This window comes from Pseudomonas frederiksbergensis, from assembly GCF_000802155.2.
GTDB lineage: Bacteria > Pseudomonadota > Gammaproteobacteria > Pseudomonadales > Pseudomonadaceae > Aquipseudomonas > Aquipseudomonas frederiksbergensis_A.
Genome location: NZ_JQGJ02000010.1, coordinates 65,421 through 87,806, shown reverse-complemented (window position 1 = coordinate 87,806; position 22,386 = coordinate 65,421). Strand labels below are relative to the sequence as shown.

Genomic DNA, 22,386 nt, shown 5'->3' with positions numbered 1-22,386 from the left:
GCGATCCCTACGTTCAAATTGAATGCGCATAACAGGCGCGCGGCGTAGCGAGTGTAGTTGCGGCTACTCACGGCAACAATCCTGTATTTGCGCCATTCATCACGGCTTTTGCCCAGGCGATGGCGTTCTGCGCCGGTTGTGTCTAGACTGGCCGGGTTCTTGTCGGGGTGCCTTGCTATGAGGCTGAGATCGAATAATTTCGGATCCCGTTGAACCTGATCAGGTTAGCGCCTGCGTAGGGAACAAGATTTCTCGTCACCCGGCGAGTCCTCTTGTGCTTCGTCCGGGATGTTGTTCGACAATCGAACACCTCCGAGCAGCAAGCACAGCGTCCGCACTTTCGTGCAAGGGCGCGTCCATTCGCTACAGGTTCGCTCCGACAAAAATCCACTGCCTGGATGTGTGTCTGGAGAGCCCGTGATGACGACAAAATCAAAAAACGCGACCAACCTCAGTGAATCGGCCCAGGTCGATCAGCAATCGGTCCAACCCTTTACCCGCTCGCAAAAAATCTACGTCCAGGGCAGCCGCCCGGATATCCGCGTGCCCATGCGCGAAATCAGTCTCGACGTGACCCCCACCGACTTCGGCGGCGAAATCAACGCGCCGGTAGTGGTCTATGACACCTCGGGCCCGTACACCGACCCCGACGTGATCATCGATGTACGCAAAGGCCTGGCCGATGTGCGTTCGCCGTGGATCGAAGCCCGTGGCGACACCGAGCGCCTGGCGGGCCTGAGTTCCAATTTCGGCCAGGAACGCCTGGCCGACCCCGAGCTGACCAAGCTGCGCTTTGCCCACGTGAACAACCCGCGTCGCGCCAAGCCGGGTGCCAACGTCAGCCAGATGCACTACGCGCGCAAAGGCATCATCACCGCCGAGATGGAATACGTCGCCATCCGCGAAAACATGAAGCTGGAAGTCGCCCGCGCCGCCGGCCTGCTGGACCAGCAACACGCCGGCCACAGCTTCGGCGCCTGCGTGCCGAAGGTCATCACCCCGGAATTCGTGCGCGACGAAATCGCCCGTGGCCGCGCGATCATCCCGGCCAACATCAACCACACCGAACTGGAACCGATGATCATCGGCCGTAACTTCCTGGTGAAGATCAACGGCAACATCGGCAACAGTGCGCTGGGTTCGTCCATCGAAGAAGAAGTGGCGAAGCTGACCTGGGGCATCCGCTGGGGTTCGGACACGGTCATGGACCTGTCCACCGGCAAGCACATCCATGAAACCCGCGAGTGGATCATCCGCAACTCGCCCGTACCAATCGGTACCGTGCCGATCTACCAGGCGCTGGAAAAAGTCGGCGGCGTCGCCGAAGACCTGACCTGGGAATTGTTCCGCGACACGCTGATCGAGCAGGCCGAGCAGGGCGTCGATTACTTCACCATCCACGCCGGCGTGTTGCTGCGCTATGTGCCGATGACCGCCAAGCGCGTCACCGGTATCGTCAGCCGTGGCGGTTCGATCATGGCCAAGTGGTGCCTGGCGCACCACAAGGAAAACTTCCTCTACACCCATTTCGAAGACATCTGCGAAATCATGAAGGCCTACGACGTCAGCTTCTCGCTGGGCGATGGCCTGCGTCCGGGCTCGATTGCCGACGCCAACGACGAAGCGCAGTTTGGTGAGCTGGAAACCCTCGGCGAACTGACCAAGATCGCCTGGAAGCACGACGTGCAATGCATGATCGAAGGCCCCGGCCACGTGCCGATGCAGTTGATCAAAGAGAACATGGACAAGCAGCTCGAGTGCTGCGACGAGGCGCCGTTCTACACCCTCGGCCCGCTGACCACCGACATCGCGCCGGGCTACGACCACATCACCTCGGGCATCGGTGCGGCGATGATCGGTTGGTTCGGTTGCGCGATGCTCTGCTACGTCACACCGAAGGAACACCTCGGCTTGCCGAACAAGGATGACGTCAAGACCGGGATCATCACCTACAAGATCGCCGCTCACGCAGCCGACCTCGCCAAGGGCCACCCGGGCGCGCAGATCCGCGACAACGCCTTGAGCAAGGCGCGATTCGAGTTCCGCTGGGAAGACCAGTTCAACCTCGGCCTCGACCCGGACACCGCTCGCTCGTACCACGACGAGACCCTGCCGAAGGACTCGGCCAAGGTCGCGCATTTCTGCTCGATGTGCGGGCCGAAATTCTGCTCGATGAAAATCACCCAGGAAGTGCGCGAGTACGCCGCCAACCAACGCATTGAAGCGGTGGATGTCGATGTTGCCCAAGGCCTGGCGGAGCAGGCCGAGCGGTTCAAGAAAGAAGGCAGTCAGCTTTACAAGAAAGTTTAAGCGGCGCTCACCCCGTGGCGAGGGAGCAAGCTCGCTCGCCACATCAGCGACCCAAAACAATAATCTCCCCTGGGATATCTCTTTGAACATCCAACCCAGCACCTACTCCCCAGACGCTGCCGTCCCCCTGGACAAACGCGTCTTCGGCGCCCGCGATCTGTTTTCCCTGTGGTTCTCCCTCGGCATCGGCCTGATGGTCTTGCAGGTCGGCGCCTTGCTCGCGCCGGGCCTGGGCCTGAGCGGTTCGTTGCTGGCGATTTTCCTTGGCACGCTGGTGGGCGTCCTGCTGCTGGCGGCCGTCGGCGTGATTGGCAGCGACACGGGCCTGTCGGCCATGGCCGCGCTCAAGCTCAGCCTCGGTGGCAAGGGCGCGAGCGTGCCGGCGGTGTTGAACCTGCTGCAACTGATCGGTTGGGGCTCGTTCGAAATCATCGTCATGCGCGACGCCGCCAGCCTGCTCGGTGCCCGGGCCTTCAGCGAAGGCAGCCTGGGTTCCAATCCGCTGCTATGGACACTGTTCTTCGGCGCCCTGGCGACCCTGCTCGCCGTGAGTGGGCCGCTGACCTTCGTGCGCAAGGTCCTGCGCAAATGGGGCATCTGGTTGCTGTTGGCGGCCTGCATCTGGTTGACCTGGAACCTGTTCGCCAAGGCTGACCTGGTGGCGCTGTGGGCCCAGGCGGGCGATGGTTCGATGCCGTTGGCGGTGGGGTTCGATATCGCTATCGCGATGCCGCTGTCGTGGTTGCCGCTGATCGCCGACTACTCGCGTTTCGGCAAGCGCGCCAAGAACGTCTTCGGCGGTACTGCCGTGGGCTTCTTCATTGGTAATTTCTGGCTGATGAGCCTGGGCGTGGCCTACACCCTGGCGTTCGCGCCGAGCGGAGAAGTCAACGCGTTGCTGCTTGCCCTGGCGGGTGCTGGATTGGGTATTCCCCTGTTGCTGATTCTGCTGGACGAGTCGGAAAACGCCTTTGCCGACATCCACTCGGCGGCGGTATCGACGGGCATGTTGTCGGGTTTGAAGGTCGAGCACCTGGCGTTGGCGATCGGCCTCATCTGCACCTTGATCGCCTGCCTCGCGCCGTTGGCGCAATACCAGAACTTCCTGTTGCTGATCGGCTCGGTGTTCGCGCCGCTGTTCGGCGTGGTGCTGGTGGACCATTTCATCCTGCGCAAACGCAGCAGCCAGGTATCGTCAGCGTCGTTGCGCTGGCCGGCATTGTTGGCCTGGCTGGGTGGGGTGAGCACTTACCACCTGCTGGCCAACTTTTATCCGGACGTCGGCGCAACCCTGCCGTCGCTGATCCTGGCGGGGTTGCTGCAACTGTTGCTGGGCCGGGCCTTCAGCTACGGCCGGGAAACAGCTCGGGCTTGAGGATGCCGTTGAGGCGCGGATAGGCGATCTTCAGTTCGATGTGGCCCAGGGCGTACGGCGCGATGGTGCTCACTTCGTACTTGAGGATCACCCCACCGTAGGTCAGCGCTACGTGCGGTGTCTTCTGGAAGGGCCACTGTTTGACGAACTCCGGTTCCTGGTCCAGCTTGGTGCTGATCAGCCAGCTGTTGTGGGCGACTTGTGCGGCTTTCCAGAACGCCTCCTCCTGGCCCGGCAGCAGCATGTCCGACAGTGTCAGCACCTTGTGTTGTTGGCGCGAATAGTTGATGAAACCGCGACCCGGGGTGCCGTGGGCGCCGCCGGTGTCCAGGTAGCTGGACAATTCGATGATCACCAGGCCGTCATGTTGCTCACGTACCTTGGCCTGCAAATAGCTGCTGTTGCGCGGTGCGGCGCTGCGCAAGAATTGCTCGCGATAGGCGGCGAGCGTCGGCGCCACCGGAGCGTCCGGGCTGGTGCGGGTCATTTGCAACAGGCGTTTTTCGATGATGCCGTCCAGGGCCGGCTCGGCGGGAAAGTGCAGGGTATCGATGTTCACCAGCGGGCAGTCGGCACTGGCGCAGCCGGGCTGCAATTGCTCCGACGCATCGCGAGTGGTCTCCAGCGGTGCTCGATAATTGGGTTGGAACAGGCTTTGGCAAGCACCCAGGGTCAGGGCAATGGCGGCCAGGGAAGCAATTTTGAAAAGCGACATGGGCGTCCTTCGTGGAACAGGGAAAGGCAAAAAGTTACCCGCTTCGACTGTCGGCAGGGCAATCAGTTCGCCACTAAGCTCATTAGAGTAATTTTAAAGGCAGCCGTCTATCCCGATGACCGGAAAGGGGCTGCATCAAACGGTACGGGCGCGTTAGGATGGCGCGAAGCCGAGGTAGGAACCTCGTACTGATCCATTGCACACGAGGATTGTCATGACCGATTTCGCCAACGCCACACCGAGCGCCGTGGAGATCGCCGAGCGTGAAACCTGTTTCAAAGGTTTCTATAAGCTCGACCGGCTCGTCTTGCGCCACGAGTTGTTTGCCGGGGGCATGAGCCGCAAAATCAGCCGTGAACTGTTCGTGCGTCATGACGCGGTATGTGTGCTGCCCTACGACCCGCAGCGTGATGAAGTGGTGTTGATCGAGCAGTTTCGCGTGGGGGCCATGGGCAAGACCGCCAACCCCTGGCTGGTGGAGCTGGTGGCTGGCCTGATCGACAAGGACGAGCAACCGGAAGAAGTTGCTCATCGCGAAGCGCAGGAGGAAGCTGGGCTTGTCTTCGCCGCGCTCTGGCCGATGACCAAGTATTTTCCATCGCCGGGCGGCAGCGATGAGTTCGTGCATCTTTTCCTGGGGCGTTGCGACAGCACGGGGGCCGGCGGCCTGCATGGCCTGCTGGAAGAAGCTGAAGATATCCGCGTGAAGGTCTGGGCGTTCGAAGACGCGCTGCAAGCGGTGCGCGACGGTCGTATCTGCAACGCGGCCAGCATCATTGCCTTGCAATGGCTGGCCTTGAATCGTGATGAAGTGAGGGGGCTATGGTCCTGAACAAGCTGCGCGATCGTTATCGCGTCGATCTGGTGGGGTTGCAGGCCGCCTGCGAGGCCAATTACGCCCGCCTGATGCGCTTGTTGCCGGACATGCGCAACGATCCGGCACCGCGTCGCATCGCCGTGACCCATGGCGACCAGATGCTCGGCGTGCTGGCCCTGGAAGTGCTGCAAACCTGTCCTTACACCACCACCTTGCAGGTGCGCCAGGAACACAGCTTGCCCTGGCTGCCGGTGCCGCAGCTGGAAGTTCAGGTCTATCACGATGCGCGCATGGCCGAAGTTGTCAGCGCCGAGCATGCGCGACGCTTTCGTGGCATCTATCCTTACCCCAATGCGTCAATGCACCAGCCGGATGAAAAAGCCCAGTTGAACCTGTTCCTCGGCGAGTGGCTGAGTCATTGCCTGGCGCTGGGCCACGAGTTCGAAGTCGTACGGTAGTTGTGAACCGGTTCCGGTTCGCGGGTTTCCCCTTTCGATCGTCCCCAGCATAATTGCCGCTTCATGCAACGGCGTCATTGCGCCTGGGAGAAAGCGATTTGCCTAGCGTATCCAGCTTGACCACGGCCGATGCGGCGCTGTTGGTCCAACTGTCCGACAGCCATTTGTTCGCCGAGGCCGATGCCTCGTTGCTGGGCATGAATACCCGTGACAGCTTGCGGGCGGTCGTTGACCTGGTGCTCAGGGAACAACCGAACATCGATTTGATGCTTGCCACGGGGGATCTGTCCCAGGACGGCACGTTGCAGTCCTATGAGGCATTTCGACAACTGACTGCGCGAATCGACGCGCCGGCGCGGTGGATTCCCGGTAACCATGATGAGCCGCAGGTGATGCTCGAGGCGGCGGTCAAGAGCACGTTGCTCGATCCGGTGGTGGACATTGGCAATTGGCGGGTGACGATGCTCGACTCCGCCGTGCCGGGTTCGGTGCCTGGGTTCTTGACCCAGGAGCAGTTGATTCTGTTGGCCAATGCCTTGAGCGAGGCGCCGGAGCGGCATCATCTGGTATGTCTGCATCATCATCCGGTGTCGATTGGGTGCGCGTGGATGGAGCCGATCGGGTTGCGTAATCCCGAGGCGCTGTTTGCGGTGCTGGATCGGTTTCCCCAGGTTCGGGCGGTGTTGTGGGGGCATGTGCATCAGGAAATCGACCAGGTGCGCGAGGGGGTTCGTTTGTTGGCTTCGCCTTCGACTTGTATTCAGTTTGAGCCGGGGAGTGAGGATTTTGCGGTGGGCTCGCAGGCGCCGGGGTATCGGTGGTTGCGGTTGTTGCCGGATGGGCGGTTGGAGACGGGGGTTGAGCGGGTGGTTGGGTTTGCTTTCACTCCCGATTATGGTTCCAACGGGTACTGAGTTTTTTGGGGACATATCCATTGCTGCGGTAACGGCCACTTAGGGTTCCGCCCTTACGGCGGCTCACTTTTTTTCAAACGCCAAAAAAAGTAAGCAAAAAAGGCTTGCCCCACCACTCGGTGCCTCGCCTAGGCTCGGCATGCCCGAACGAAGGCATTGCTCCGTGGGCCCGCCGCGAAGGGCCATCCATGGCCCAGCGCGGCTATCCCGGCATCCATGCCGGGATGCCCACTGCGCAATGCCTGCGTTCGGCCATCGTGGTTAACGGGGCCTCAAGATCAAAAGCCAAGCCGAGGCGGCCTGACAGCCGACCTGGCTCTCCCGGTCGTACACCCATCAGAAACTGTGGGAGCGGGCTTGCTCGCGAAGACGGCGGCACATACAACATGGATGCAAGCAGACCCACCGCCATCGCGAGCAAGCTCGGCTCCCACAAGGATCGGCGGTGGACACTGATCTTATAAACGACCCAAAACCAGTGTGGGAGCGAGCTTGCTCGCGATGGCGGCCTGAAAGCCGACCAAGGCTGTGGGAATGATCGGACAATCATCCGGGCCGCAGTGAATTTTTCCGACAAGTTCTGGCGGTTGCCGGGTGGGAAGGGCTGTCGCTAACCTTTTCCCGTCGCTGCAAATTCAGCGGCCGGGCCTGGAAACCCGATGAGTAAAAGGCATATCAGCGAGTCCCGTGAGATACTGCGGCGTTTTGAGCGTTCAGTTCCGCGTTATGGCGGCTGTGCGCGGGAGACTTTCGAGTCTGCCGGGTTTGCCTTTTACCTCGGTTTTCCAGCCCGTGCATAGCTGCCACCCTCTCGCCTGGAAACGGGAGATGGCAGTTCCACTACGTAAAAGGAACTACATCATGTTCAAAGCCACACCCAATCCCCCCGAAACCGATCCCCAAGAACTCGATGAAGCCGCCAAACGCGCCATCGACCATTATCTCGACCCCAAACCTCAAGCCAAAAAGAAAAAGCCCTCAGGTCAACTGTTCACCGTCGTGGAAGGCGTCGACACCGAAAGCCTGCTGGCCAACCTCAGCGAAACCCTGGCCTCAGCCGATGCCATGGTCAGCGACCTTGCCTTCGACCTGAAAGGCTCGCGACGCCATGTTGCCCTTGGCATTCAGCAACTGATTGAGCTGGGCGCTTTATTGGCGAATCGGATGCTGGACAACGTCAACACACAACCCTGACCACACCGCGAGCAGAGGCGAGCAAGATCGCTCCCACAATTGGACCGGAGTGCGACCGGGTGAACCAGGTCGGCTGTCAGGCCGCCTCGCGAGCAAGCTTTGCTCCCACAGATTTGACGGGTGTACAACCGGGAGAGCCAGGTCGGCTACTAGGCCGCCTCGTGGTGGACGTTGATCTCGGCGCCCCATTAACCACGATGGCCGAACGCAGGCATTGCGCAGTGGGCAACCCGGCATGGATGCCGGGTTAGCCGCGCTGGGCCATGGATGGCCCTTCGCGGCGGCCCACGGAGCAATGTCGGAGTGAGGGCATGCCGAGCCCTAGCGAGGCACCGAGTGGTGGGGCAGGAGCGTTTTGCTTACTTTTGCGCTTTTCAAAAGTGAGCCGCCGTCAGGGCGGAACCCTAAGTGGCCGTTACCGCAGCAATGGATATGTACTCAATCAGACCGCCATCGCGAGCAAGCTTTGCTCCCACAGGTGCTGTGATCGACGATTCATAGGAGGCAACAACACGGTCAAATCCCCCCCAACCACCACAATCTCCCTGTAAACTCCGGCCTTTGCCCAACACCCAGGGAGTCGGCAATGTCGGGTTCGATCCTTTATATCCATGGCTTCAACAGCGCCCCAGCGTCCACCAAAGCCTGCCAACTGGTTGACGTAATGGCACGCCTTGGCCTCAGCGACCAGCTACAGGTGCCCGCCTTGAACCACCACCCCCGCCAGGCCATCGGTCAGCTGGAGCAGGCGATCACAGAACTGGGGCGGCCGCTGCTGGTCGGCAGCTCGCTCGGCGGCTACTATGCGACTCACTTGGCCGAGCGCCACGGGCTCAAGGCCCTGTTGGTCAATCCTGCCGTGAGCCCGCACCGGATGTTCGACGGGTACCTGGGTACGCAGAAGAATTTATACACCGACGAAACCTGGGAATTGACCCACGACCACGTGACGGCCCTGGCCGAGCTGGAAGTGCCGGCGCCCCGGGATCCGCAGCGGTTTCAGGTATGGTTGCAAACCGGTGACGAAACGCTGGATTATCGCCACGCCCAGCAGTATTACCGCGCCTGTGCCTTGCGCATCCAGGCCGGCGGCGACCACAGTTTCCAAGGGTTTGCCCAGCAGTTGCCGGCACTGTTGAGTTTTGCCGGCATTGGCGCCGATTTGTACCAGGCGATCGACTTCACGTCGCTGTGAACCCATCGCCCCTTTTTCATTGAACACTGACGACGAGACCCCATGGCCACTCCCAGCGCTAGCTCTTATAACGCAGACGCCATCGAAGTCCTCTCGGGCCTCGACCCGGTGCGCAAGCGCCCCGGCATGTACACCGACACCAGTCGGCCGAACCACCTCGCCCAGGAAGTCATCGACAACAGTGTCGACGAAGCCTTGGCCGGGCATGCGAAGTCGGTGCAGGTCATCCTGCACGCCGATCACTCGCTGGAAGTCAGCGATGACGGCCGTGGCATGCCGGTGGACATTCACCCTGAAGAGGGTGTGTCGGGCGTCGAGCTGATCCTCACCAAGCTGCACGCCGGTGGCAAGTTTTCCAACAAGAACTACCAGTTCTCCGGCGGTCTGCACGGGGTGGGTATTTCCGTGGTCAACGCCTTGTCGACCCAGGTGCGGGTGCGGGTCAAGCGGGATGGCAACGAATACCAGATGACGTTCGCCGATGGCTACAAGGCCACCGAGCTGGAAGTGGTCGGCACCGTCGGCAAGCGCAACACCGGGACCAGCGTGTATTTCGCTCCGGACCCGAAGTATTTCGATTCCCCGAAGTTTTCCGTCAGCCGCCTCAAGCATGTGCTCAAGGCCAAGGCCGTATTGTGCCCGGGGCTGCTGGTCAGTTTCGAGGACAAGGCCACCGGCGAGAAAGTCGAATGGCATTACGAAGACGGCTTGCGTTCTTACCTGGTGGACGCTGTCAGCGGTTTTGAACGCCTGCCCGACGAGCCGTTCTGCGGCAGCCTGGCCGGTAACAAGGAAGCGGTGGACTGGGCGCTGTTGTGGCTGCCCGAAGGCGGCGAAAGCGTCCAGGAAAGCTACGTCAACCTGATCCCCACGGCCCAGGGCGGCACCCACGTCAACGGCTTGCGCCAAGGCCTGCTCGATGCGATGCGCGAGTTCTGCGAGTTCCGCAACCTGCTGCCCCGTGGCGTGAAGCTGGCGCCGGAAGACGTCTGGGAACGCATCGCTTTCGTCCTGTCGATGAAGATGCAGGAACCGCAATTCTCCGGCCAGACCAAGGAACGCCTGTCCTCCCGCGAGGCGGCGGCATTCGTTTCCGGCGTGGTCAAGGACGCGTTCAGCCTCTGGCTCAATGCCAACCCGGAAACCGGCCTGGCCCTGGCGGAGCTGGCGATCAACAACGCCGGTCGTCGTCTCAAGGCCAGCAAGAAAGTCGAACGCAAGCGCATCACCCAGGGGCCGGCATTGCCGGGCAAGCTCGCCGATTGCGCCGGGCAGGACCCGATGCGTTCCGAGTTGTTCCTGGTGGAAGGTGACTCCGCCGGTGGTTCGGCCAAGCAGGCGCGGGACAAGGAGTTCCAGGCGATCCTGCCGCTGCGGGGCAAGATCCTCAACACCTGGGAAGTGGACGGCAGCGAAGTGCTGGCCAGCCAGGAAGTGCATAACATCGCGGTGGCCATCGGTGTCGATCCGGGCGCCGAGGATATGACCCAGTTGCGCTACGGCAAGATCTGCATCCTCGCCGACGCCGACTCCGACGGCTTGCACATTGCCACGCTGCTCTGTGCCTTGTTCGTCCAGCATTTCCGCCCGTTGGTCGACGCTGGTCACGTCTATGTGGCGATGCCGCCGCTGTACCGCATCGATCTGGGCAAGGAAATCTACTACGCCCTGGACGAAGCCGAGCGCGACGGCATCCTCGATCGCCTGGTCGCAGAGAAGAAACGCGGCAAGCCGCAGGTCACCCGATTCAAGGGCCTGGGCGAGATGAACCCGCCGCAGCTGCGCGAAACCACCATGGACCCGAACACCCGTCGCCTGGTGCAGTTGACCCTGGATGATTTCGACGCGACTTCGGAAATGATGGACATGTTGCTGGCGAAAAAACGCGCCGGCGACCGCAAGTCCTGGCTCGAATCCAAAGGTGACTTGGCCGAGGTCCTGGCCTGATGCGCAATGGTTTCGCCCTGGCGCTTTGGCTGTGGGCGGGGGTGGCGGTCGCCGAGTCCGCTCCGGAGCTCACGTTGTTGTCCGAGCATGCCGTCGAAGGCATGCGCGGTGGCAACCTGTCCGGGCTGGCCCTGTGTGGCAACGAGATGTGGGCAGTGTCCGATCGCGACGACGATCAGATCTATCGCCTCAAACCCAGTGACGTGCCGGTCTGGCAGGCTGAAACAGTGGCCGTCCAGGTGCCTACGGTGCCGGATACCGATTTGCCCTGGGGCTTGAGATCCCGCACCTGGGCGGCGTCGTTCCTGCGCGGGGGGGAGCTGGATTTCGAAGGCATCAGTTGCGACAGCGCCGGTAATCGCTATCTGGTCAGCGAGTCTCACGCCGCTGTGCTGCAAATACCGCCGACCGGGGCCGCATCCTGGCTGAAAATTGCCCCGACCCTGCTCCGCCAGGCGCGGGGCAGTGGCATGTTGTTGCATTTTAACGCCTTGTTCGAAGGCCTTGCGGTCAACCCGGCCGGCGACAGGCTCTGGCTGGCGGCCGAGCGTGAACGCCGTGGCCTACTGTCGATCAAGCGTCAGCAAACGGTGTGGGACTGCGACGGCAATTGTGTGCTGCTCAGCGAGGCGGGCCAGGAAATGCAGCCGGCGCAGTTTCCCAAGGCCAAGGCGGTATCGCGGGATTTCGCCGACCTGTCATTGTTCGATGGCAAGCTGTTTACCCTGGAACGCAACGCCTACCAGATCTGCCGGCGAGATGCGCAGACGGCCAAGGTCGAGCGCTGCTGGTCGTTCGCCGCCGAGGCCTTGCAGGACGAGCGCCGTTACCCTCAGCCCTACGGACTGGCCGAAGCGCTGGTGGTGGACGCCGACGGGGCATGGATCGGCCTGGACAACAACGACGGTACGCGGGCCGATGGCGAGCAGCGGCCGATCGTCTGGCACTTTGCCGCGCCCGACGGCGGCTGGAGCGCCTCGCCGTGAGCCAGCAGCCGCCGGGCAAGCGCGCCGGCCGGATACTGATGATCCTGGCCTGGTGCGCTGCGTTGTTCCTGGCAACGCGGTTTTTTGCCCAGTGGGAGCAGCGGGAACTCAATCCCAATGCCCAGGTGCATTCGCAAAAAGGCGAAGGTTTTATCGAGGTGAAGCTGGTCGGCAATCGGCAGGGGCATTTCGTCGCCAGCGGCCAGATCAACGGCCAGCCGGTTGACTTCATGCTCGACACCGGTGCCACCGACGTGGCGATTCCGTCGGAACTGGCCGAACGCCTCAAGCTGGAAAAAGGTTTCGGCGTGACGTTGAGTACCGCCAACGGTGTGAGCGAGGGCTACCGCACCCGCATCGACCGGCTGCAATTGGGCGACATCGTCTTGCGCGATGTCCGTGCCCTGGTGGCGCCCGGCCTGGGTGGCACGCAAGTGCTGCTGGGCATGAGCGCCCTGAACAAACTTGAATTTACCCAGCGCGACGGCACCATGCTGCTGCGCCAGACAACGAACTGATGAGGCCCGCATGAGCGACATTCTTGCAGACAGCTTAGACGGCGTAGAACGCCGGTCGCTGGCTGACTTCACCGAAAACGCCTACCTCAACTACTCCATGTACGTGATCATGGACCGCGCCTTGCCGCACATCGGCGACGGCCTGAAACCGGTCCAGCGGCGGATCATCTATGCCATGAGCGAGCTGGGGCTGGATGCGGATTCCAAACACAAGAAATCGGCGCGTACCGTCGGTGACGTGCTTGGTAAATTCCACCCCCACGGCGACTCGGCCTGCTATGAAGCCATGGTGCTGATGGCCCAGCCGTTCAGCTACCGCTACACCTTGGTGGACGGCCAGGGTAACTGGGGTGCGCCGGACGATCCCAAATCCTTCGCGGCCATGCGTTACACCGAGGCGCGGCTGTCGCGCTATTCCGAAGTACTGCTCAGCGAACTGGGCCAGGGCACCGCGGACTGGGGCCCGAACTTCGACGGCACACTCGACGAGCCCTTGGTCTTGCCGGCACGTTTGCCGAATATCCTCCTAAACGGCACCACCGGTATCGCCGTGGGCATGGCCACCGACGTGCCGCCGCACAACCTGCGGGAAGTGGCGACGGCGTGCGTGCGTCTGTTGGACGAGCCGAAAGCCACGGTGGAACAACTCTGCGAGCACATCCAGGGCCCGGACTATCCGACCGAAGCGGAGATCATCACGCCGCGTGCCGACCTGCTGAAAATCTACGAGACCGGTCGCGGTTCGGTGCGCATGCGCGCCGTGTACCACATCGAGGACGGCGACATCATTGTCACGGCGCTGCCGCATCAGGTGTCCGGGGCCAAGGTGTTGGAACAGATTGCCGCGATGATGCAGGCAAAACCCTCGAAAGCGCCGCAAGTGGCCGACTTGCGCGACGAATCCGACCACGAAAACCCTTGCCGCATCGTGATCATCCCGGTCAACAGCCGGGTCGACCACGACGCTTTGATGCAGCATCTGTTCGCCAGCACTGACTTGGAGTCCAGCTACCGGGTCAACATCAACATCATCGGCCTGGACGGCAAGCCGCAGCTGAAAAACCTGCGGGCCTTGCTGGTGGAATGGCTGGAGTTCCGGGTCAAGACCGTGCGCCGGCGCCTGCAATTCCGCCTGGACAAGGTCGAGCGTCGCCTGCACCTATTGGACGGCTTGCTGATTGCCTACCTCAATCTGGATGAAGTGATTTATATTATCCGTACCGAGGAGCACCCCAAAGCCAGCCTGATTGCCCGTTTTGACCTGAGCGAAACCCAGGCTGACTACATCCTCGATACCCGCCTGCGGCAGTTGGCGCGGTTGGAAGAGATGAAGCTGCGCGCCGAGCAGGATGAGTTGCTCAAGGAACAGGCCAAGCTGCAAGCCCTGCTGGGCAGCGAAGCCAAGCTCAAGAAGCTGGTGCGCACCGAACTGCTAAAGGACGCCGAAACCTATGGTGATGACCGCCGTTCGCCGATCGTCGAGCGCGCCGAAGCCAAGGCGCTGAGCGAACACGATCTGCTGCCGAACGAAAAGGTCACCGTCGTGCTGTCGGAAAAAGGCTGGGTGCGCTCGGCCAAGGGTCATGATATTGACGCCGCCGGGCTTTCCTATAAAGCCGGGGATGGTTTCAAGGCCTTGGCGCCGGGGCGCTCGAACCAGTTCGCGGTGTTCATCGACTCCACCGGACGCAGTTATTCGGTGCCGGCCCATACCTTGCCGTCGGCCCGCGGCCAAGGCGAACCGCTGACCGGTCGTCTGACGCCACCACCGGGTGCAACTTTTGAATGTGTGCTGATGCCTGATGATGACGGGCTGTACGTTATTGCGTCGGACGCCGGGTACGGGTTCGTCGTCAAGGGTGAGGACTTGCAGGCCAAGAACAAGGCGGGCAAGGCGCTGTTGAGCCTGCCGAACAATGCCAAGGTCATTGCGCCGCGTCCGGTCATCGATCGCGAGAACAATTGGCTGGCGTCGGTGACGACAGAAGGCCGGTTGCTGGTGTTCAAGATCAGCGACCTCCCACAGCTCGGAAAAGGGAAAGGCAACAAGATAATCGGTATTTCCGGCGAACGGGTGGCGAGTCGCGAGGAATATGTCACGGATATTGCAGTGATACCGGACGGTGCCACGCTTGTGCTGCAGGCTGGAAAGCGTACGCTTTCATTGAAAGCGGACGATCTTGAGCATTACAAAGGTGAACGCGGTCGGCGGGGCAACAAGCTTCCAAGGGGCTTTCAGCGGGTGGATGCACTGCTCGTCGAAAACCTCAATTGAGCGTGCTAGAGGGCTCGGTCCGCGATTAAAAGCCGCAGATCGGAACTTTGGCGCTGGAGTCGGGACGCATATTCACGGATGATAGGCCCTTTCAAGCGCCGGCGTGGCCGAGCGTTCTTCATAATGACCGAGTATTTTTCACTGTGGTAAGCCTTGTGGCCGCCACCTGGACGAGACGATGACTGCTCTGCGCCTTCCTATTTTGTGGCTCGCCGGCCTGCTTGGCCTGGCGGGCTGCAGCATGAATCAGCCGGTGTCGCTGTACCAACTGGACAGCGGCACCCCGGCCCAGCCTGCGCAAAGCACGGGCATGGCCGTATTGCTCGGCCCGGTTCTGATCGCTGATTACCTTCAGCGTGAAACCTTGTTGCAACGCCAACCGGACGGCAGTTTGCAAGCCGCGACCGATGGTCGTTGGGCCGGTAGCCTGTCTTCGGACATCGATCAATTATTGCTGCGCCAGGTTGCTGGGCACCTGGATAGCCAGCGCGTGGTGCTGGCGCCTGCTACCCAAGGGTTCACGCCCGACGTGCAAGTCTTGTTGTCCATTACCCGTCTGGATTCGGGCAAATCCGAGCCTGCGGTGCTCGATGCGCAGTGGCGTTTGATCGACCGTCGCGGCAAGGTTCGCGAGAACCGCATCATTCACTTGCAAGAGCAGCACGCGGGCACCACCGCGGCGCAGGTCCAGGCACAGGGCATACTTTTGCAGCGCCTGGCCGAGCAGTTGTCCGTGTCGCTCAAGCCCCTGGCCAACCAGCCACCTATTGCGGAAGTCCCGCGCAAGGCGGCTCCTGCCCCGGCGGCCAAGCCGGTGGAGAAAGAAAAGGACAAGATACCCATGGCCTTGCCGATTCGTACGGACATGGAAGTGTTCAGGTTCTGATGGTTCGAGAGAACATGAAACAAAGCCCGCGTTGATGCGGGCTTTGTTGTTTCTGCCATCAGGAATCGCTGGTGTCTGTGCTGGCCCTTTCGCGAGCAAGCCCGCTCCCACACTGGGTTTTCAGTGGGACATGGAACTGGTGGTCCACGGAGACTCACTGTCTGAGCGGGCTTGCTCGCGAAGAGGCCAGCGAAGGCAACAAAAAAGCCCGCAGATGATCACTCATCCGCGGGCTTCGTCATTCAAGGGCCAGGGTCTCAGGCCTGACGCTCATGCATCCGCGCCAGTTGTCGCTCCAGCATCGACGGATAAGGCTCCATCAAGCGCTCCACACAGCAAGCGCCTTCGGGGCTGGCGATAGGGCGGATGCGCGCGCGTTGGCGGATCAGGGCGTCATCATTGATCTTGCGCTCCACCAACAGCAGGTTGCGGCTGTGCTGGGACAGGGCCAATGCGTCCTGAGCGGTTTCGGTCAGCAGCAGGTCAATCTGGCTCAAGCCGAACAGCCCGTCACCCAAGGTCAGGCCCAGTTGCAATTGCAGGGTGATGCCGCTGTCGGCAACTTCGATTTGCAACTGATGACCCAGCGCCCGCAGCAGTTCACCGCAGCAGATGGCGTTGGTCAGGTAGTCGTCGCCGCTGTCCTCGGTGTGGAACAACATCAGTGTGCTGCCGTCGTTCAAGGTGTGCAGCTCGCCTTGATAAAGCGATGCGGCCTGATCGAGGCAGTCGCGGTAGCGTTCGAGCAGTTCCTTCAGGCGGGCCTGGGGCAGGCGGCGTAGTTGGTCCTGGGCGCCCAGTTGAATAGCCAGCACGGCACTATGCTGGGGCACGTTCGAGGCGGCGGGGCGGACAGCCGGTTGCGGGGCGCCGCCCACCGCGTCGTCTCGCAAGTCGGCGAAGGCGTCGTCGTCTTCCTCGTCTTCCACGGTACGCACGACGTGGCGCGGCGCAGGTCGTGAGGCGGGCATCGGTGCAGTTTCGTCAAAGCCCGGGTCGCGCAGGTTGCGCACCTCGAAACCGGGTTCGGCATCGTCATCGTCGGCGTAATCGATGTCTTCCGGCTCCGCCACACGCTCAGGTTCCGGTGCGAAGCTGGCGTGAAGTTGCCGGGCGAGATCGCCGATTTCGTCCTGGCGCTGGGTCGCCGGGGTGTGCTCGTCGATGTCCCGCAGCCAGACGCGCAATTGCAGCAGCGGCGTGGAGATGTGCCGCCCCAGGCGCAGGCTCAACGCCAGGGCCAACGCCAGCAGGATCGCGCTGAGGATGCCCATGCTTTGCAGGCTGATGGTCATCGGTTGCTGGAACTGGTCCATGTCCAGGCTGATGCGCAGTTGCCCGGCAGTCACGTCCTGGAAGGTGATCTTGCTCTGGTACATGCCGCCGGTTTCGCCCAGCAGGCCAGGCTTGGGACGCTGGCCGGCCTCGGCGAGGATGCGGTTGTCGACGCTGTAGATGGCGGCGTGGGCGACCAGTTTGTTCTTGGTCAGGTTGTTGAGCAGCACGTTGAGGCTGAGGATGTCGTTGGACACCAGCAGCTCGGTGGCGGACGTGGCGGTCTGGGTGGTCAGGCTTTCGCCCAGGGCGTCCGCCTGCTCGTGCATGGCCTGCTTGAATTGCAGGCCCATCACGCAGGCATAGATGACCAGGGCCAGGGCGACCAGGATCACGTTATGGCTGGCGATGCGCAATGCAATCGGCACGCGGCGATGGCGCAATGCACGGAAGATCAGCAGGAAGAAATTGTCGGTTTTGACTGGCGTGGGCCGGTTCACTGAGCTCGGCTCTTTGTCCGTGAAATTGACGCGCAGTATAGCGACAGGCCCATGGCCGGCAAAGCACTGGCGGTGCCCGATGGTCACTGAATGTGGGTAGAATGCGGTTTTTTTCCACCTGCGGGGGTGCGCCTTGCGCGAAATCGTCCTGATAAACATCACTGGCAGCGACCGTCCGGGTCTGACTGCAGCCATTACCGGCGTTCTGGCCCAGGGTGGTGTGAACATTCTCGACATCGGTCAGGCGGTGATCCATGACACGCTGTCGTTCGGCATCCTGGTTGAAATCCCGGACGCCGAACAAAGCAAGTCAGTGCTCAAGGACATCCTGTTCACGGCCTACAAGCTCGACCAGCAGGTGCGTTTCACTCCAGTGTCCGAAGCCGATTACCAGCATTGGGTGGCCGGCCAAGGCAAGAAGCGCCATATCGTGACGCTCTTGACCCGCAAGGTGACCGCCGAACAGTTGCAGCGCGTCAGTTCGATCACCGCCCAATATGGGCTGAACATCGACCATATCGACCGTTTGTCCGGGCGCATGCCGCTCGATACTCCGGCTGACCAGGGCAAGGGTTGCATCGAGTTCTCCGTGCGCGGCGAACCGGCTGATCCTCAAGCGTTGCGCGCCGAATTCCTCAGCGTTGCCCAGGAGCTGAACGTCGACATCGCCTTCCAGGAGGACTCGCTGTTCCGCCGCAACCGTCGCCTGGCGGTGTTCGACATGGATTCGACGCTGATCGAAGCCGAAGTCATCGACGAGCTGGCCAAGGCGGCGGGGGTGGGCGACAAGGTTTCGGCCATCACCGAGCGTGCCATGGCCGGTGAGCTGGATTTTCGCGCCAGCTTCAAGGAGCGCCTCGCATTGCTCAAGGGGCTGGACGTCAGCGTGCTCGACTCCATCGGCGCCTCACTGCGCCTGACCGAGGGCGCTGAAACCCTGTTCGCCGAACTCAAGCGCCTGGGCTACAAGACCGCCATCCTGTCCGGCGGCTTCACCTACTTCGCCAAGCAGCTGCAAGCCAGGCTCGGCATCGACTACGTGTTCGCCAACGAATTGGAAGTGGTGGACGGCAAGGTCACCGGCGTGGCCGTAGAGCCGATCGTCGATGCCCAGCGCAAGGCGGACCTGCTGCGTGAATTGGCCGCGAAAGAAGGCCTTCGCCTGGAGCAGACCATTGCCGTGGGTGACGGTGCCAACGACCTGCCGATGCTGGCTATCGCTGGCCTGGGCGTGGCGTTCCGGGCCAAGCCGCTGGTCAAGCAATCGGCACGGCAGGCGATTTCGACCTTAGGGTTGGATGGGGTGCTGTACTTGCTGGGCTTTCGTGATCGCGACGGGCAGGCTTGAGCTGTGGCGAGGGGATAAATCCCCTCGCCACATAAGGCTATGTTTTGAATTCTAAAGCGACTTCCACAACGAATCGAAATCCCCCTCTTGCGCACCTTCATCCCCGTTTGCCGTCGAGTCGTCCTGGCGATAGGCGAACTGGTTGAAGCTGTGGGTGCTGGTCACGCGTCGATCAAGGCCGGCGCGCCGTTCCTGTCCGTTGGTGTTGATCAATACTTGCTGGCCTTCCTGGAAAGGCAGGCGCGGGGCGATCACGGTTGGGGGCAAATCGATGGCGCTGATTTCCGGAAGCAGCAGTCCCCGCAGATAGTGCCCTTGTTCGTTTTGCTCGCGAAGCAATTGCAGGCCGCAGGGCTGGGCATGGGGCGCAACCAGTTCAATCCCCATTTGCATCGCGCCGTTGCGCACCTGGCGAATCCAGCGCACCACGGCAATGCTCCAACTCTCGTCGTTGGCGTCCCGGATACCCACCATTTCGCCGGCCTGCAATTGTTCCGGTACTTCCTTCGGCCAGCCAAGGCAGTAACCGCCCGGGCTGTGGTTGATGACCGGCAAGTCGTAGGTCGGGAAATGATGCTGATTGTCGGAGCTTGCACTTTCGTCATCGGTCGGATTGACCGGGTACTCGATTTCTTCGTAGGGCAAAAGCTCGCTGTCGCCGCTGGGCGCTGCATCGAAGGCTTGGTCCCAGGTATCGCTTTTCCGGGTGGGCGACGCCTCGAAGCGGGCCTTGCGCGTGGCCGGGTTCTTCAGGATTTCACTGAAAGAGCGTTCCCCTCCAAGGTAATAGTGCAAGGCGCTCATGCCCACGCACAGGGTCAGCGTGCCGTTGCCTTCGGTGCGCTGGAAGCTGCGCTCGGCTGCCTCGCCCCAGGCGGCTTGCAGGTGGTGCAGGGTATCGGCACTCATGCCGGCCGGTACCGTCAATGTCGACTCGACCGGTTGAGCCAGGTGGGCGGTGATGGCACGCACCAGCGGCTGGGGATCGAAACCCAATAGGGTGGGTTGCTGTTCAGCGCGGAATTTCGAGCGATAGCGTGGCCCGACATCCAACTGCGGGGACACTGCGAACAGGCTCGAGGCGGTGACGGCCGGGTCCAGCTGGACCCATTGGCTCCAGGGTTCCAGCACTTCGGCCAATCGGGCGATCTGGCTCTGGCGCAACTGATTGCTGCGCGAGGCGCCCAGCAACAGTGCGACGACGTACGTTTGCTCGACGTTCAATTGATGAACCTGGCTGGCCAGTTCATCGCTGACGGCCAAGTGCTGCAATTTGTGCAGGCAGGCGATCCGGTACAGCTGATGCAAATCGAGCCAGAGTCCTTCGGGCACCGGACTGTACAACTGGCTGGAGCGCAGCAAGGTGCTGTTGAGCGCATGAATAGCCCGCTGCAAGGCACTTGCCAGCAGGCGCGCCCGGTCTTTGGAGAATTTCGACGCGATACGTCCGACGATTTGTTTGTAGCCCATTGCCAGGTGGGCTTGCAGCGCCTGGCACAGGTTGACGATCTTGCGCGAGCGGTCATCCAGCACGATGGCCTGTTGCAGGAAATGCCGCTCGAGGTGCTTGCAGACGTAATAAACCTCCGGCCGCAGCAACTCCAGCATTTGCAGGCGGTTATCGCTGGGGGTGAGCAGTTGGTTCAGTTCGCCGAGTGCCTGGTACAGCAGGCGAGCGGTTTCGCCGATGTTGGCCTTGGGCAGGTTGGCGATCCAACGCTTGAGATCGCGTGGCGTGGCATCGCAAAAGGACAGGCGCGACTGGGTCGGTGTCGACACGCGCAGTAGCTGGAGAGGGCTGGTCTCATTCATGCCGTGGACGGGCTCCGGCGGGAAATGAAAAGGATGTTTCCAACTCTAGCAGCTGTGGGCAGGGTATGTAGGTTGAGCATGATCATTCCTACAGCTGGGTAGGAATGATCATCGGGAAAGGCTCAGGCGTTCGGCAGTGCCAGGGCCTGGCCCATCTGCACCGGCGAGCCGGCCACCAGCTCTTCGCTCCACTTCACCTGGTCCGGCCCGAACAGCACGATGGCGGTCGAACCCAGCTTGAAGCGCCCCAGTTCGGCGCCTTTTTCCAGATGTATCGGCCCGCGGGCCGCTTCGTCATAGCGGAAGGTTTTCAGCTCGCGCTTGGGCGGCGTCACCAGGCCGGCCCAGACGGTTTCGATGGACGCGACGATCATCGCGCCCACCAAGACCACGGCCATCGGCCCGCGCTCGGTGTCGAAAATGCACGCGACGCGTTCGTTGCGGGCAAACAGCTCCGGGACGTTTTCGGCGGTGGTCTGGTTGACCGAGAAAATCCGGCCCGGGATGTAGACCATTTCCCGCAGGGTGCCGGCCAGCGGCATGTGCACGCGGTGATAGTCCTTGGGCGACAAGTAGATCGTGGCGAAGTCGCCGCCCATGAACGGCGCCGCGTTGGCCGCGTCACCACCCAGCAGTTCCAGCACGCTGAAACTGTGGCCCTTGGCCTGGAACACCCGGCCATGTTCGATCGGGCCAAGCTGGCTGACGGCGCCGTCGGCGGGGCTGAGGATCGCGCCGGGTGTTTGGTCCAGGGGCCGCGCGCCGTCTTTCAGTGCTCGGGTGAAGAACGCATTGAAGTGCTCGTACGCGGTGAGGTCTTCCACCAGCGCCTGGGACATGTCGACCTGGTAGCGCTTGGCGAACCAGGCCGTGAAGGCGTTCTTGAACCAGCGTACGCGGCACTCGGCAATGCAGCCGGCCAGTCGCGACAACAGATGGTGCGGCAGCAGGTACTGGGAGAGGATGAACAAGCGGTTTTTCATTAACTGTCCTTAACAATCTTCAAAGGCTCAATGGGCGTGTCGGGGTGGTTGCCCCATTCGCCCCAGGAACCGGCATAGGCTTTGACTCGCGGATAACCGAGCGCCTTGGCCACCAGATAGGTGAAGCCGGAGCGGTGGTGGGTCTGGCAGTGAGTGATGATTTCTTTGTCGGGGGTTATGCCCAACTGGTCGAGAATTTGCGGCATGTCCTTGCGGATGCGCAGGCTACGCGCCGGGTCCATGCCCGCGGTCCATTCGAAATTGACCGCGCCTGGTATGTGTCCGCCCCGTGCCGCGACGACTTTTTCACCGGAATACTCCAGCGGGCCGCGTGCATCCCAGATGGCCAGGTCCGCAGCGCCAAGACGGCTTTGCAGATACTCGCGAGTGGCGGTGGGTTCGTCGTGCAGCACCAGGTCGACGGGACCTGCGGCCGGTGCTGGGACGTCAGTCGACACCGGCAGGCCTTGGTCAAGCCAGGACAACAGGCCGCCGTCCAGGTAGTGATAATTCGAGTGCCCGATCACATCGAGCAACCAGATAAAACGTCCGGCCCAGCCGCCGCCTTCCTCGTCATACACCACGTAGACCGCGCCTGGGTTGTGCCCAAGTCCGCCGAACAGCGTTTCCAGGTCGGCCTTTGCCGGCAACAGGCCCGGCGCCGGAGGCTGGCCCAGTTGCGTGCGTTTCGGATCGACGAAGCGTGCGCCGGGAATGTGGCCGGTGCTGTAGCGCTCGGCGCTGGTCAGGTCTACCAGAATCAGGTTGGGAGCATCGAGACGCGGCAAGAGCTCGTTCGGCTCGATTACCAGCGGCAAGCCAGAGAAGTCAGGCATGTGAGGTCTCCTGGTGCGCAAAAGGGAAAGGATTGTAGCAAG

18 protein-coding genes and 1 riboswitch are annotated in these 22,386 nt (G+C 61.8%); of the genes, 13 read left to right on the top strand and 5 right to left on the bottom strand.

Annotated features, from left to right (window positions below; all coding sequences use genetic code 11):
* Window positions 1-153 precede the first annotated feature (153 nt).
* A riboswitch (TPP riboswitch) is annotated at window positions 154-259 on the top strand.
* Window positions 260-420: 161 nt separating this feature from the next.
* On the top strand, window positions 421-2,310 hold the full coding sequence (thiC, locus tag JZ00_RS18830; protein ID WP_039592509.1) for a phosphomethylpyrimidine synthase ThiC: 1,890 nt from the start codon (window positions 421-423) through the stop codon (window positions 2,308-2,310).
* 82 nt (window positions 2,311-2,392) lie between these two features.
* Window positions 2,393-3,685 carry a putative hydroxymethylpyrimidine transporter CytX gene (gene cytX / locus JZ00_RS18825; protein WP_039592510.1) on the top strand — a complete coding sequence of 431 codons (1,293 nt, stop codon included), beginning with the start codon at window positions 2,393-2,395 and terminating at the stop codon, window positions 3,683-3,685.
* On the opposite strand, the gene JZ00_RS18820 is transcribed toward cytX, so the two are convergent.
* A complete protein-coding gene (locus JZ00_RS18820) occupies window positions 3,654-4,400 on the bottom strand; it encodes a DUF3298 domain-containing protein (protein WP_039592511.1) in 747 nt (248 codons plus the stop codon). The two genes, cytX and JZ00_RS18820, sit on opposite strands and share 32 nt — an antisense overlap.
* Before the next feature lie 214 nt (window positions 4,401-4,614).
* Between JZ00_RS18820 and JZ00_RS18815 the strand changes: the two genes are divergently transcribed.
* From JZ00_RS18815 to JZ00_RS18770, 10 genes are all read left to right on the top strand, one after another.
* On the top strand, window positions 4,615-5,232 hold the full coding sequence (locus JZ00_RS18815; protein ID WP_039592512.1) for an NUDIX domain-containing protein: 618 nt from the start codon (window positions 4,615-4,617) through the stop codon (window positions 5,230-5,232).
* The gene (locus JZ00_RS18810) at window positions 5,223-5,675 is read left to right on the top strand and encodes a DUF1249 domain-containing protein (RefSeq protein WP_003186471.1); all 453 of its coding nucleotides are present in this window, start codon (window positions 5,223-5,225) and stop codon (window positions 5,673-5,675) included. The genes JZ00_RS18815 and JZ00_RS18810 overlap by 10 nt, the downstream gene beginning before the upstream one ends.
* A 98-nt stretch (window positions 5,676-5,773) precedes the next feature.
* A complete protein-coding gene (cpdA, locus tag JZ00_RS18805; RefSeq protein ID WP_039592586.1) occupies window positions 5,774-6,589 on the top strand; it encodes a 3',5'-cyclic-AMP phosphodiesterase in 816 nt (271 codons plus the stop codon).
* 861 nt (window positions 6,590-7,450) lie between these two features.
* Entirely contained in the window at window positions 7,451-7,783 is a 333-nt protein-coding gene (locus JZ00_RS18800; RefSeq protein ID WP_039592513.1) for a DUF6124 family protein, read from the top strand.
* 586 nt (window positions 7,784-8,369) lie between these two features.
* A complete protein-coding gene (locus JZ00_RS18795) occupies window positions 8,370-8,978 on the top strand; it encodes a YqiA/YcfP family alpha/beta fold hydrolase (protein WP_039592514.1) in 609 nt (202 codons plus the stop codon).
* Between the two features lie 42 nt (window positions 8,979-9,020).
* Window positions 9,021-10,925, top strand: coding sequence for a DNA topoisomerase IV subunit B (parE, locus tag JZ00_RS18790; RefSeq protein ID WP_039592515.1), 1,905 nt, complete (start codon window positions 9,021-9,023; stop codon window positions 10,923-10,925).
* Entirely contained in the window at window positions 10,925-11,911 is a 987-nt protein-coding gene (locus JZ00_RS18785; RefSeq protein ID WP_039592516.1) for an esterase-like activity of phytase family protein, read from the top strand. Before parE ends, JZ00_RS18785 begins: the two co-directional genes overlap by 1 nt.
* Window positions 11,908-12,429 carry a retropepsin-like aspartic protease family protein gene (locus tag JZ00_RS18780; protein ID WP_039592517.1) on the top strand — a complete coding sequence of 174 codons (522 nt, stop codon included), beginning with the start codon at window positions 11,908-11,910 and terminating at the stop codon, window positions 12,427-12,429. The genes JZ00_RS18785 and JZ00_RS18780 overlap by 4 nt, the downstream gene beginning before the upstream one ends.
* 10 nt (window positions 12,430-12,439) lie before the next feature.
* Entirely contained in the window at window positions 12,440-14,704 is a 2,265-nt protein-coding gene (parC, locus tag JZ00_RS18775) for a DNA topoisomerase IV subunit A (RefSeq protein ID WP_039592518.1), read from the top strand.
* A 178-nt stretch (window positions 14,705-14,882) separates the two neighbouring features.
* The gene (locus JZ00_RS18770) at window positions 14,883-15,590 is read left to right on the top strand and encodes a PqiC family protein (protein WP_039592519.1); all 708 of its coding nucleotides are present in this window, start codon (window positions 14,883-14,885) and stop codon (window positions 15,588-15,590) included.
* Between the two features lie 257 nt (window positions 15,591-15,847).
* On the opposite strand, the gene JZ00_RS18765 is transcribed toward JZ00_RS18770, so the two are convergent.
* Window positions 15,848-17,365, bottom strand: a complete 1,518-nt coding sequence (locus JZ00_RS18765) for an AhpA/YtjB family protein (RefSeq protein WP_039592520.1) — start codon at window positions 17,363-17,365, stop codon at window positions 15,848-15,850.
* Between the two features lie 133 nt (window positions 17,366-17,498).
* Here JZ00_RS18765 and serB point away from each other — a divergent pair, with 133 nt between their 5' ends.
* Window positions 17,499-18,713 (top strand): phosphoserine phosphatase SerB, encoded by a 1,215-nt coding sequence (gene serB / locus JZ00_RS18760; RefSeq protein WP_039592521.1) that lies wholly within the window; start codon window positions 17,499-17,501, stop codon window positions 18,711-18,713.
* Window positions 18,714-18,764: 51 nt separating this feature from the next.
* Here serB and JZ00_RS18755 read toward each other — a convergent pair whose 3' ends face one another.
* The 3 genes from JZ00_RS18755 to JZ00_RS18745 all read right to left on the bottom strand — a co-directional run bounded on the left by JZ00_RS18755 (window position 18,765) and on the right by JZ00_RS18745 (window position 22,344).
* On the bottom strand, window positions 18,765-20,525 hold the full coding sequence (locus JZ00_RS18755) for a hypothetical protein (RefSeq protein WP_039592522.1): 1,761 nt from the start codon (window positions 20,523-20,525) through the stop codon (window positions 18,765-18,767).
* A 122-nt stretch (window positions 20,526-20,647) separates the two neighbouring features.
* Complete coding sequence (asd, locus tag JZ00_RS18750) at window positions 20,648-21,508, bottom strand: archaetidylserine decarboxylase (protein ID WP_039592523.1); 861 nt, start codon at window positions 21,506-21,508, stop codon at window positions 20,648-20,650.
* Window positions 21,508-22,344 carry a rhodanese-like domain-containing protein gene (locus JZ00_RS18745; protein ID WP_039592524.1) on the bottom strand — a complete coding sequence of 279 codons (837 nt, stop codon included), beginning with the start codon at window positions 22,342-22,344 and terminating at the stop codon, window positions 21,508-21,510. The genes asd and JZ00_RS18745 overlap by 1 nt, the downstream gene beginning before the upstream one ends.
* Window positions 22,345-22,386 lie beyond the last annotated feature (42 nt).